General features: G+C 33.4%; 11 protein-coding genes. 9 read left to right on the forward strand and 2 right to left on the reverse strand.

Annotated elements, in window-relative coordinates:
* A complete protein-coding gene (locus BC952_RS00390) occupies positions 1–1,251 on the reverse strand; it encodes an ABC transporter permease (protein ID WP_121363759.1) in 1,251 nt (416 codons plus the stop codon).
* A gap of 163 nt (positions 1,252–1,414) precedes the next feature.
* On the opposite strand from BC952_RS00390, the gene purH reads away from it, so the two are divergent.
* The 6 genes from purH to rodA all read left to right on the forward strand — a co-directional run bounded on the left by purH (position 1,415) and on the right by rodA (position 8,630).
* Positions 1,415–2,941, forward strand: a complete 1,527-nt coding sequence (gene purH / locus BC952_RS00395) for a bifunctional phosphoribosylaminoimidazolecarboxamide formyltransferase/IMP cyclohydrolase (protein WP_121363760.1) — start codon at positions 1,415–1,417, stop codon at positions 2,939–2,941.
* 54 nt (positions 2,942–2,995) lie between these two features.
* On the forward strand, positions 2,996–4,024 hold the full coding sequence (locus tag BC952_RS00400; RefSeq protein ID WP_091173134.1) for a rod shape-determining protein: 1,029 nt from the start codon (positions 2,996–2,998) through the stop codon (positions 4,022–4,024).
* Between the two features lie 89 nt (positions 4,025–4,113).
* Entirely contained in the window at positions 4,114–4,938 is an 825-nt protein-coding gene (gene mreC, locus BC952_RS00405; RefSeq protein ID WP_091173131.1) for a rod shape-determining protein MreC, read from the forward strand.
* Positions 4,931–5,437 (forward strand): rod shape-determining protein MreD, encoded by a 507-nt coding sequence (locus BC952_RS14975; RefSeq protein WP_121363761.1) that lies wholly within the window; start codon positions 4,931–4,933, stop codon positions 5,435–5,437. Before mreC ends, BC952_RS14975 begins: the two co-directional genes overlap by 8 nt.
* Positions 5,434–7,389, forward strand: a complete 1,956-nt coding sequence (gene mrdA / locus BC952_RS00415; RefSeq protein WP_121363763.1) for a penicillin-binding protein 2 — start codon at positions 5,434–5,436, stop codon at positions 7,387–7,389. Before BC952_RS14975 ends, mrdA begins: the two co-directional genes overlap by 4 nt.
* 5 nt (positions 7,390–7,394) lie before the next feature.
* On the forward strand, positions 7,395–8,630 hold the full coding sequence (gene rodA / locus BC952_RS00420; RefSeq protein ID WP_121363764.1) for a rod shape-determining protein RodA: 1,236 nt from the start codon (positions 7,395–7,397) through the stop codon (positions 8,628–8,630).
* A 347-nt stretch (positions 8,631–8,977) separates the two neighbouring features.
* On the opposite strand, the gene BC952_RS00425 is transcribed toward rodA, so the two are convergent.
* A complete protein-coding gene (locus BC952_RS00425) occupies positions 8,978–11,230 on the reverse strand; it encodes a carboxy terminal-processing peptidase (protein ID WP_121363766.1) in 2,253 nt (750 codons plus the stop codon).
* A 208-nt stretch (positions 11,231–11,438) separates the two neighbouring features.
* On the opposite strand from BC952_RS00425, the gene surE reads away from it, so the two are divergent.
* The 3 genes from surE (at position 11,439) to lpxB (ending at position 13,678) form a co-directional block, all read left to right on the forward strand.
* Positions 11,439–12,218: a 5'/3'-nucleotidase SurE gene (gene surE, locus BC952_RS00430; RefSeq protein ID WP_121363767.1), complete on the forward strand. Its 780-nt coding sequence runs from the start codon at positions 11,439–11,441 to the stop codon at positions 12,216–12,218.
* Positions 12,211–12,483 carry a hypothetical protein gene (locus tag BC952_RS00435; protein WP_121363769.1) on the forward strand — a complete coding sequence of 91 codons (273 nt, stop codon included), beginning with the start codon at positions 12,211–12,213 and terminating at the stop codon, positions 12,481–12,483. The genes surE and BC952_RS00435 overlap by 8 nt, the downstream gene beginning before the upstream one ends.
* 82 nt (positions 12,484–12,565) lie before the next feature.
* On the forward strand, positions 12,566–13,678 hold the full coding sequence (lpxB, locus tag BC952_RS00440) for a lipid-A-disaccharide synthase (RefSeq protein ID WP_121364891.1): 1,113 nt from the start codon (positions 12,566–12,568) through the stop codon (positions 13,676–13,678).
* Positions 13,679–13,685 lie beyond the last annotated feature (7 nt).

Below are 13,685 nucleotides of genomic sequence, written 5' to 3' on the forward strand. Positions count from 1 at the left end.
TTACATCCCTGTTCTAATTGCCTCAACTGGATCCAATTTAGAAGCAGCTATTGCAGGAAGAATTCCAGAAATCAGTCCAATTAAAGCAGCCAGACCAGTCCCTAAGAGAATATTACCCATCCCTAAAACAAATTCAAAATCTAACGCTTTTGTTACAATAAGAGCAATAACCCAGACCAAAAGCAGTCCTATTACCCCTCCAATAACAGATAAAATTATGGCTTCGAATAAAAACTGAAACAATATAAACCTGTTTTTTGCTCCCAATGATTTCTGAATACCAATTAAGTTGGTTCGTTCTTTTACGGAAACAAACATAATATTAGCGATACCAAAACCACCTACAAGCAGCGAAAACCCACTTATCACCCATCCAACCAAATTCATTTGACCTAAAATTCCATCAATAAGATCTGTAAAACCAGAAAACACATTAATAAAAAAATTATCGATTTCTCCAGCTTTTAACCCTCTGAAACTTCTTAATTTCTGAGATATTTCCCCTTTATAAGCGTCCATATCTACTCCTTCTTGAGGTTTAAAAATAATAACATTTACTAATGATGTATTGTTATCGCCATACAATTGACGAACAAAATTGACTGGAATAAAAGCAGAAGTATCATCACTATCACCAAACAGGCCTGCTCCTTGCTTTTTTAAAACACCAATAACTGTAAAACGCTTACCGTACAAACGTATATTTTTCCCAATAGGCTCTGAACCCTCAAATAATGACTTTGCAATTTCGTTTCCTAATACAACAACCGTAGTTCCTGAATTAGCCTCAGATTCATTATAGAACCTTCCTTTTTCAAATTCTAATCCCTGAATATCAATCAGTTCATGAGAAGCAGGCACTATGTTTACGTCACTAACTGTTTTAGAATCGTATTTAATAGATTCCCTTCTAGTAAATATTTGATACCCCATTTGATCTGTATTCGTCATTGCTCCTTTCATGTAAGTATACTCATCATACTTTACATTAGGAAACTGCTCTCTTTTCCATTGCGGAATATCTGATGGTCCGAAAGAAAATTTCATCAAATAAATCGTATTTTTATCCAAACTGCTCAAGTCTTTGGTGATTTTCCTATCCAAAGAATCTACAGCAGCAAGCACGGCTATTATTGAAAATATCCCAATAGTAACCCCTAATAAAGAAAGTAAGGTTCTTAATTTATTGTTCCGTAAAGCATTCATTGCAAAACCAAAACTCTCTTTTAACAACCGAAGATATACTAACATAAAAACTTTTTTGCGTTAAGGTAAAATTCTATATATATTTTTCATAAACATAATAAAAAACCACCTACCAATTGGTAGTTTTTTTTAAGATAATGTTACATAAATTCATTGAAATTTATAATCAAAAAAAACTATTTTTGTATTTTATAATTATAACTACACAATGAACACAACAAAAACAATTCAATCTGCACTAATCTCGGTTTTTTCAAAAGAAGGTCTTGAGCCAATTGTAAGAAAACTACACTCTCAAAACGTAACGTTTTATTCAACTGGGGGAACCGAAGATTTTATAAAAAATTTAGGAATCCCTGTAGTTCCTGTTGAAGATGTAACTTCCTATCCTTCAATTCTTGGCGGAAGAGTTAAAACATTACACCCAAAAGTATTTGGAGGAATTTTAAACCGTCAGGACAATGATAGTGATGTGCAACAAATGCAAGAATTCAATATCCCTCAAATTGATTTGGTAATTGTTGATTTATATCCATTTGAAAAAACGGTTGCTTCAGGAGCAAGTGAAGAAGATATTATTGAAAAAATAGATATTGGCGGTATTTCTTTGATACGTGCAGCTGCAAAAAACTTTAAAGACACCGTAATTGTAGCTTCGGTTGACGAATATAGTTTGCTTTTGGATATGATTACGGAACAAAACGGAGCAACTACTCTTTCCGACAGAAAATTATTGGCAACAAAAGCATTTCATGTTTCATCGCATTACGATACTGCAATATTCAATTATTTCAATACGGACGAAACAATATACAAACAAAGTATTGCTAACGGTCAAGTTTTAAGATACGGTGAAAACCCACATCAAAAAGGATTTTTCTTTGGTGATTTTGATGCTATGTTCAAAAAAGTTCACGGAAAAGAATTGTCTTACAATAATTTATTAGATGTAGATGCCGCTGTAAATTTGATTAATGAATTTAAAAATGACGGACCTACATTTGCCATATTGAAACACAATAATGCTTGTGGTTTAGCAACAAGAAAAAACATCAATGAAGCCTATTTAGCCGCATTAGCTTGTGATCCTACTTCAGCTTTTGGAGGTGTTTTAATTTCGAATACAAAAATTGATGTAGCAACTGCCACCGAAATAAATAAATTATTTTGCGAAGTTGTCATTGCTCCAGAATACGACACAGAAGCCACCGCAATTCTACAAGAGAAGAAAAACAGAATTATATTAGTTCAAAACGAAGTAGCATTACCGCAAAAACAAGTAAGAACTTGCTTAAACGGAATTTTAGTTCAAGAAAGAAATAACATAACTGACAATAAAGAAGACTTAAGAACCGTTACTACTACAGCACCAACTGAAGAAGAAATTCAGGATTTAATTTTTGCTTCTAAAATTTGCAAAAACACAAAATCAAATACGATTGTTTTTGCAAAAAACGGCACACTTATTGCGTCTGGTACAGGGCAAACATCAAGAGTTGATGCCTTATTGCAAGCCATTGAAAAAGCAAAAACTTTTGGGTTTGATTTACATGGGGCGTCTATGGCAAGCGATGCTTTCTTCCCTTTTCCAGATTGTGTAGAAATAGCTAAAGAAGCAGGAATAACTGCTGTAATTCAGCCTGGAGGGTCCATTAAAGACGAATTAAGCATCAATTATTGTAATGAAAATAAAGTTGCAATGGTATTTACAGGAACTCGTCATTTTAAACATTAATTTGTTTAACTTTGCGCGTCACAAATTTATAACTTTTTAACCCTTAAAAAACTTATGGGATTTTTTGATTTCATGACCGAGGATATTGCGATAGACCTTGGTACCGCTAATACTTTAATCATACATAATGATAAAGTCGTAATTGACAGTCCCTCAATAGTTGCTCGTGATAGAGTTTCTGGTAAAATCATTGCTGTTGGTAAAGAAGCCAACATGATGCAGGGAAAAACACATGAAAACATTAAGACGATAAGACCGTTGAAGGATGGTGTAATTGCTGATTTTGATGCTTCAGAAAAAATGATTAGTATGTTTATCAAAAGCATACCAGCATTGAAGAAAAGAATGTTTACACCCGCATTAAGAATGGTTGTTTGTATTCCTTCTGGAATAACCGAAGTGGAAATGAGAGCGGTTAAAGAATCATGTGAAAGAGTGAATGGTAAAGAAGTATACTTGATACACGAACCTATGGCAGCAGCAATAGGTATTGGTATCGACATCATGCAACCTAAAGGAAACATGATTGTAGACATAGGTGGTGGAACAACTGAAATTGCCGTAATTGCCTTAGGTGGAATTGTATGTGACAAATCAGTAAAAATTGCGGGTGACGTATTTACAAATGATATCGTATATTATATGCGTACCCAACACAATCTTTTTGTTGGAGAAAGTACTGCAGAGAAAATAAAAATTCAAATTGGTGCCGCAATTGAGGACTTAGAAACCGCACCAGAAGACATGTCTGTCCAAGGTAGAGATTTACTTACCGGTAAACCAAAACAAGTGGAAGTTTCCTATAGAGAAATTGCCAAAGCTTTAGACAAATCAATTCAAAGGATTGAAGATGCCGTAATGGAAACTTTATCTCAAACCCCTCCAGAATTAGCAGCAGACATCTACAATACCGGAATCTATCTTGCAGGTGGAGGATCAATGTTGAGAGGTCTTGACAAAAGAATTTCGCAAAAAACAGATTTACCTGTTTACATTGCTGAGGATCCGTTGAGAGCTGTAGTTCGTGGCACTGGTATGGCCCTCAAAAACATTCCTAAATTTAAAAGTATATTGATAAAATAATAACTTTTAACACTATTAAAGTCTTTAAAATTTAAAGGTTTTGATAAAGTATTAAGGTTAGAACTTAATTTGAAATAATAAAATAGGAAATGCAGCAAATATTTAATTTCATATATAAAAACAGTAATAGATTACTGTTTTTGCTGCTTTTGGGTATTTCGTTGTCATTAACAATACAATCACATTCTTTTCATAGAAGCAAAATGATTAGTTCCGCCAATTTCTTAAGTGGTGGTGTTTATGAGAGGATCAATAACTTAAACGAATATCTTAACCTAAAAGTCCAAAATGACGCCTTAGCATCTGAAAACGCTAAACTTAGAAGCATTTTATTTAACGTTAAAGACACTTCAAGCATTGCCAAATTAGACAGTATAAAAGGCGTTAAAAATGAAAATATTTTAATTTCAAAAGTGATTCATAACTCCTATAATGTTCATGAAAATTATTTGACTTTAAATTCAGGAGAATTACAAGGTGTAAAACCAGACATGGGAGTAATCAACAGTCTAGGGATTATAGGAATTATAGACAACACTTCCCCCCATTATTCAACTGTAATTAGCATTTTGAATAAAAAATCTCAAATCAACGCTAAAATTAAAAAATCAAATCATTTTGGATCACTTGTTTGGGATGGAAAAAGCACAGGCTTCGTTCAATTAGTTGATGTTCCAAGACTTGCATCAATCAAAAAAGGAGACACTATTGTTACAGGCGGACAGTCCGTTATTTTTCCAGAAAACATAGGCATTGGTACAATTGCTAATATCTATACTGAAAAAGAAACAAATTATTATAAAATAAACGTTAGACTATTCAATGACATGACAAATTTAGGTCATGTCTATATCATAAAAAGTAAAGATCGTGAAGAGCTTACCAACTTAGAAAAAAGAGAAAAAGATGAATAGCGCCTTGTTAGTCAATATTTTCCGATTCGTTCTGCTATTGGCACTTCAGATTATCATATTCAACAATATGAATTTTTTGGGCTATATCAGTCCTTTTCCTTATATATTATTCATCATACTTTATCCTGTAAATGGCAATAAATCCGGCTTGATAATTGCCAGTTTCTTACTTGGACTTATCATGGATATGTTTAATAATTCCGGAGGAGCACATGCAACAGCCTGCTTAGTTTTATCATATTTCAGACCATCCTTGTTTAAATTTGCATTTGGTCTGAGTTATGAATATCAAACAATAAAACTAAATGATGTTTTAACTCCTGAACGATTTTCTTTTATATTATTATCAGTACTGATTCATCACCTTACCCTATTTTTATTAGAAGCTTTCCAATTGAGTTTTATATTGGATACCCTTGTAAGAACGTTATTAAGCACAGTATTTACTATCATTATCTGCATTATCACAATATATCTTATTAAGCCAAACAAAAGATGAGAAAAGTTTTATTACCTTCCTTAATCATTCTTGCTACCTCTTTGCTTGTAATACGAATCTTTTATTTGCAGATTGTTGACGATACCTTAAAGTTAGAATCAGAAAACAATGCCATTAAGAAAAAGTACGAATATCCGGAAAGAGGATACATCTATGATAGAAAAGGAAAACTATTAGTTGCTAACCAAGCATCGTATGATATTATGGTCATACCTAGAGAAGTAAAAAATACAGATACATTAGAATTTTGTCAATTACTGAATATTACAAAAGAAGACTTCATTAAAAAAATTGAAAAAGCTAAAATATACAGTCCACGTTTACCATCTGTTTTCTTATCGCAATTAAACAAAAGTGAATTTGCAGCTTTTCAAGAAAAAATAAGAAAATATGAAGGTTTTTATTTTCAGAAACGTTCTCTTCGCGATTACGAAGTAAATTTTGGTGCTAATATTTTTGGGTTCATCACTCAGGTAAATGAAAAACTAGTTGCCAAAAATCCCTATTACAATAGCGGTGATTTAATAGGAAGACAAGGCGTTGAAGAAAGTTACGAGGATCTTTTGCGTGGAATAAAAGGCATAAAATACATCCAAAAAGACAAATACAACAGAGAAATCGGCTCTTACAAAGATGGAAAATACGATACAATCGCTGTTCAGGGAGAAGATATAAACCTCACCATTGATGCCGAACTCCAAAAATATGGAGAAGAATTGATGATTAATAAACGAGGTGGAATTGTTGCTATTGAACCGAGAACCGGCGAAATATTAGCACTTGTAACGGCTCCATCTTATGACCCTGGAATATTGGTAGGAAGACAAAGGTCTAAAAATTATACTAGATTGTACCGTGATTCTATAGCAAAACCACTTTACGATAGAGGTTTATTGGCTGAATATCCTCCCGGTTCACCTTTCAAAATCCTCACCGGGCTTGTTGGACTCCAAGAAGGTGTTGTAAATGAGAATTCTACTTACTCGTGTTATGGTGGTTTTAGCTACGGTCGTGGTCGATTCCAAAAATGTCATTGTAAAATTTTTGGATCTGTAAAATTACATAACGGCATTTTTAGATCTTGCAATGCTTATTTTTCGAATGTCTATTTGCAAACCATTGGTAAATACGCAAAACCAGCGTATGCAGTTGATGTTTGGAGTAATCACATAAAAAGTTTTGGATTAGGACAGTTCATGGGATATGACTTACCAACTGGCAAAAAAGGGAACGTACCCAATTCTAAAACTTATAAAAAAGTATATCCCAACGGTGGCTGGCGAGGGACAACAATCATATCAAATGCCATAGGACAAGGAGAAGTTTTGATGACACCCATTCAATTAGCCAATATGATGGCCACGGTTGCAAATGAAGGCTATTATTACACGCCTCACATTATCAAAAAAATTGAAGGTCATAAAATCGATAAAAAATTCACAACTAAACACGTTACCACAATTGACAAAAAGTATTACAAACCAATGATCAGTGGCTTATTTGATGTGTACAACCAAGGAACCGCATTTGGATTAAGAGTGGAAGGAATTGACATTTGTGGTAAAACAGGAACCGCAGAAAATTTTGCTAAAATTAACGGCATAAGAACAAAACTGGAAGACCACTCCATATTTGTGGCTTTTGCACCAAAAGACAACCCAAAAATCGCCATAGCAATATTGGTTGAAAACGGAGGCTACGGAGCCGCTATAGCAGGTCCAATAGCTAGTTTGATGATTGAAAAATATTTGCGACAAAAAATTACTAGAGTTGACTTGGAGAAAAGAATTCTGGCTACAAGTTTACAAAGTCGATATGCAAAATTAGGTGGACTTTCAGAAGCTATTAAATTACAATTAAGAATAAGTGATTCTCTGCTACAGAAGAAAAAAATAATTCCAAGCGTGAAAGTAAAAATTGATTCTACTAAGGAGAATAAAAAAGCTATTTAATTCAAATGAAAAACCAAAGCATAACAAATAATATCGATTGGATTAGCATAGTCATCTATGTTGCATTAGTTATTTTGGGCTGGTTAAATATCTATTCATCCTCTATATCTTCAATGCAAGATACATACGAAAAACAATTAATATTTATTGTCTTAACTATTCCTTTAATATTCATCATACTTGCTGTCGATGGTAAGTTTTACGAGAAATATGCCAGTATAATTTTCGGGATTTCCCTCCTGACACTAGCTGGATTATTTTTATTCGGAAAAACCATAGCAGGACAACGTTGCTGGTATGCCATTGGAAGTTTTACAATTCAACCTTCAGAATTTGCCAAAGCCGCTACATCTTTGGCGTTAGCAAAATTCTTAAGCGACACTCAAATCAATTTAAAAGATACCAATAGACAAATACAGGCTCTTGCAATAATCTTTCTACCTGTTTTACTTATACTACCACAACCGGATCCAGGAAGTGCTTTAATATACAGCATATTCATCATTGTTTTATACCGAGAAGGTCTTCCGGGTTGGTATGTATTGACAGGATTTGTTACAATACTTTTATTCATATTAACACTGTTATTAGAGCCCCAGTATGTGATTCTTATCGGATTAGGAGTGCTGATCATCGTCCATTTAAAATCAAGATTAGCCGATAGAAACATCGTTTTGAGCAGTATTCTTTTAGTGTTGATTTCTGCATTCGTATTATCTGTGGATTATGTATTTGATAATTTATTCAAACAGCATCACCGAGATCGATTCAATATACTTCTAGGCAGAGCAGTTGACCTTAAAGGCATAGGATACAATACCAATCAATCGGAAATAGCCATTGGATCAGGAGGATGGTTAGGAAAAGGATTTCTCGAAGGCACGCAAACCAAAGGTGGATTTGTACCAGAACAACATACGGATTACATTTTTACAACAGTGGGTGAAGAATGGGGATTTGCTGGCTCATTAGTGGTAATTGCGCTTTTTACTGGCTTATTTCTTAGAATTATATATCTCGCTGAAAGACAAAAAACAAAATTCAGTAGAGTATACGGATATTGTGTTGCCGGAATATTATTTACACATTTCTTTGTAAACATCGCAATGGTTGTTGGTATTTTCCCAACAATCGGGGTACCTCTTCCTTTCTTTTCCTATGGAGGATCAGGTCTTTGGGGATTCACAATATTGCTTTTTATATTTATAAAAATGGATGCAAATAAAGTAAATGAGTGGTAATTAGGAAACTTTAACCTAAAATAAATTCACAGCAACCTCACCATTGACTACTACTCTTCGATTTTAATCAATGAATGTATTCACCTTATTACCAATTAGTTGAATCCGAATATTATTGATTCTCAACCAAAATTCAAATGGTAATTTGCAATAAATCCGGTCTTTGATCGGATACATTTCGGCAAACTAAATTGTAAACAAACAGCATCAATTTACTTATCTAATTCTCCTCCAAAAAGTTACATAAACTTAAAATGATAGCAACATAAATAAAAATGCCCTATAGATTCTTTCGAATTCATAGGGCATTCCTATTATTATGACCTAAACCTTTTAGAAAAAACTACTTAAGATTTAACTAATTTATCTTTTTTCAATTTAACTGGAATTCCTTTTTTAGTAATGGCTTTAGATTGTAAATCATCCAATACATTTAAAGCTTCTTCAACATAAATATCTTTAGCTAAAGATTCATGCCATCTGTCTCTTTTCTCTTTTAAAACAGCATCTTTATTAAGTTCTTCAATTTCATTGGGTAGAGAATTAAATTTCAAACTATTTTTATACTCGAATATAGGTTTATACTTTTTAGCTTTCTCTTCAATAGAATTTTGAGCAACTTTGAATTTATCAATATTTAGACTGTATGTATTTTCTTCAGATCTACTGTCAATCCATTTTGCATTATCTTCAATCAATTTAAATTGACCATTTTGAGCTATCCTCATTTTACTGTTAACAATAGCTTGATTAAATTTAGCATTATCATTCCAAGTAGTATATTCAGCTGCATCAATTTTATCCCATGGCATTGCATTTTCCACATCGCGTTCTCCCATTTTCAAATAGGCATATCTATCCGGCATGACCACATCACTACTTACGCCTTCAAGCTGAGTAGACCCTCCATTTATTCTATAGAATTTTTGAGTCGTAGTTTTCAACGCCCCCATATCTCCCATAGTAGTATTACGAACAAACTGGTTCAAGTCAATTACATTTTGAACTGTTCCCTTTCCGTATGTTTGTTTACTTCCAATAATAATTCCTCGTTTGTAGTCTTGAATGGCAGCGGCTAAAATTTCAGAGGCGGATGCAGAGAAACTATTTACCATAATTACCAACGGTCCATCCCACTCAATTTTAGGATCTCTGTCGTATAGCACTTCTTTTTTCTTACCTGCCGATTTTATCTGAACGATTGGCCCTTGTTCAATAAACAATCCTGCAATATCAACGACGGTTGAAAGAGACCCTCCACCATCATCACGAACATCTAAAACTATTCCATCAACACCTACTGCTTTTAATCTTTCAACTTCTAAAGCAATATCTTTTCCGGCATCTCTTCCATCTTTATTTTCAAAATCAATATAAAATTTAGGCAAATAAATCACACCATATTTAAATCCATTTTTATCAACTACACTAGACTTAGCATAGGTTTCTTCAATTTCTACAATATCTCTAATAATAGAAATTATTTTAATAGTTCCGTCTACTTTTTTCACGGTCAGACGTACTTCAGAGCCTTTAGGCCCTTTGATTTTTTTTACCACGTCATCTAAACGCATCCCAACTACATCAACTGGCTCACCATTACCTTGCGCTACTTTCATAATTAAATCACCAGATTCCAATTGTTTTCCTCTCCAAGCTGGACCACCGGATATTAATTCTGAAATTTCTGTGTAATCATTTTTCTTTTGAAGACGCGCTCCAATACCTTCCAATTTCCCACTTATACTGACATCAAAACGCTCTTTTTCTTCTGGAGCAAAATAATTAGTATGCGGGTCAAATCGGGAAGTAATTGAATTAATATAAACAGAAAACCAATCATTTCTGTCCAAATCATTCATAAAACCAAAATATTCATCTAAAGATTTCTCAGCATTTAACCTGGTTTCTTTTTCTAATTCTTCAAAACTTTTAGGAGTACTATTTTCTACACTTTTATCAGTTTTGTTACTATCTGATAGATTATCCAGATTAGAATCTGACTCAATCGCTGTAGTTTCATCACTACCTTTAACTTTAGTTTCCTGAATTTTCAAACGATCTGTCAATGAAGATAGAGTAGACAACTTAATTTGCTTTCTCCATCTTTCTTTTAACTCTGAAAAATTGATTGCGTACGGAGATTTATCATAATCCGTATTAAAACTTTCATCAACAGAATAATCAAATGGTTTGGTAAGAATATCTTTATATACTTTTTTACCTTCTAACATTCTTTTCATCAAACGATCATAAGTAAGATTAAAAAAAGTTAAATCCTTACTCATTAAATGGTCATCTAATTTCGTTTCATATTTTGAAAATTCATCTATATCCGATTGTAAAAAAAATCGTTTAGATGGATCTAAAGCCTGAATGTAATCTTTATAAACCCCCTTTGAAAAGGCATCATCAATAACAGCAGGATTATAATGTCCTTTTTCTATCACAAAAGTCAGCAATTCTAAAAGCAATTTATCTTTTTCAGGATCGTTATCTTTTTTTGTATTACTATTAAACGCAAAAAACACGACCGAAAGGCATAAGATGACAACGAGGATTTTATAATTTCTTTTCATAAAGTTAAGAATAGTATTCATCAATTTTTTAATCTAAATTACGGTAAAAACTATGCCATCAATGGCAAGGCCCCTATAAATTTTTGTTAAAGATATAAAAATGTTTTTTTGTTTTATGTTATAATCAACCTACATAACAAATTTTTATCTTTTGTTTACTAATTCCCATTATGTGTCATTACATTTGCCATCAAAATCATAAAACCAACCTTTTTTTGCCATATTAATAATGAAAAAAAACAGACCTTTAATTTTAATAACGAATGATGATGGTATTTCCGCTCCAGGACTTAGAGCATTAATCTCTGTAATGGCTGAATTGGGAGAAATCGTCGTGGTCGCTCCAGATACGCCACAAAGCGCCATGGGTCATGCCATTACCATCAACAGCACATTATATCTGAACAAAATTTCAAAAGATAACGATCCTTTTCTGGAATACAGTTGCTCCGGAACACCGGTTGATTGTGTAAAACTAGCCGTTAACGAAATTTTAAAACGAAAACCTGACTTGTGTGTTTCGGGTGTGAATCACGGTTCAAATTCTTCCATAAATGTGATTTATTCCGGTACAATGAGTGCCGCCGTTGAAGCAGGAATAGAAGGAATTCCCGCCATAGGTTTCTCATTATTGGATTATGATTGGAATGCCGATTTTGACACAATAAAATCTTTCATACGCAAAATATCGGTTGAAGTTTTACAAAACGGACTTCCAGATGGTGTAGTTCTAAATGTTAATTTTCCAAAATTAAAAGAAGAAGATATCAAAGGGATTCGGATTAGCCGTCAAGCGAAAGCAATCTGGGTGGAGAAATTCGATAAAAGAAAAACCCCGCAGGGAAGAGACTATTACTGGCTTGCGGGAGAATTTGTAAACCAAGACAAAGGAGAAGATACAGATGAATGGGTTTTAGAAAATGGGTTTGTATCCGTAGTTCCTGTTCAATTTGACTTGACCGCACACCACGCTATACAACAACTTAACACCTGGAAATGGAATGAATAAAAAAGACGTATTGCTCGGATTTTTAATAGGGTTTGCAACTACCCTACTTGGATCGTATCTATTTATAACCTTTTTTACGGAGTTTAAATTTATCGCCGGAATTCAAATAATGAAATCGCAAGGTAATTTAGGCAAAATTATCACATTGGGATCCATTCTGACATTGATTGCATTTGGAATTTTACTCAAAATGAATAAAGAAATTATGGCTCGTGGAGTTGTTTTGGCAGTCATTGCCTTGGCGATTCTTACTTTATTTATTTAAGTTTATCTTTGCATCAGAATAAAATGATTGCAACAAAAATGATTTTATCCGTTTGATTTTAAAAATTCCAAATCGAAAAAACATGAAATATTATATAATTGCGGGAGAAGCATCTGGTGATTTACACGGTTCTAATTTAATGAAAGAGCTTTACAAAAAAGATCCAACTGCTGATATCCGATTTTGGGGCGGTGATTTAATGAAAAATGTTGGCGGAACTTTAGTGAAACATTATCGTGAGCTAGCATTTATGGGATTTATCGAAGTGATTTTTAATCTAAAAACCATTCTTAACAACATCAAAATCTGTAAAAAAGACATTCTTAAATTTCAGCCTGATGCACTTATCTTCATTGATTATCCTGGTTTTAATTTGCGAATTGCAAAATGGGCGAAAGCATTGGGAATGAAAACCCACTACTACATTTCCCCGCAAATATGGGCTTGGAAAGAAAGTAGAATAACTGATATCAAGCGCGATATTGATAAAATGTACGTGATTTTACCTTTCGAAAAAAAGTTTTATGAGGAGAAACATCATTTTCCAGTAGCGTTTGTTGGTCATCCACTGATTGATGCTATTCATAACCAACCAACAGTTGATCCGGTTCTTTTCAGAAAAGAAAACCAATTAAACGACAAACCAATTATCGCCATTTTACCGGGCAGCAGAAAACAGGAAATCACAAAAATGTTAGCCGTGATGCTAAGTGTTATCAAAAATTTTCCAGACTATCAATTTGTAATTGCGGGTGCTCCAAGTCAGGAATTTTCTTTTTATCAAAATTTTATCACTCAGGAAAACATAAAATTCATCTCTAACAAAACCTACGATTTATTGCGAAACGCAACTGCAGCGCTAGTAACATCCGGAACTGCAACATTGGAAACGGCATTATTCAAAGTTCCCGAAGTAGTTTGTTATAAAGGCAGTTGGGCTTCCTACCAAATTGCGAAACGAATTATCACGCTCAAATACATTTCATTAGTGAATCTAATCATGGATGAAGAAGTCGTGACCGAGTTAATTCAAGAAGAATGCAATACAAAACGCATTCAGGAAGAACTCGAAAAAATATTAAAAACAGACTATCGCAATACGCTTTTAGAAAAATATGCGTTATTAGAAGATCAATTGGGCGGAATTGGAGCTAGTGAAAAAACGGCTACATTGATTGTAAATGATTTAAAATAATCTACAG

It is taken from the genome of Flavobacterium limicola (genome assembly GCF_003634755.1).
Classification (GTDB): domain Bacteria; phylum Bacteroidota; class Bacteroidia; order Flavobacteriales; family Flavobacteriaceae; genus Flavobacterium; species Flavobacterium limicola.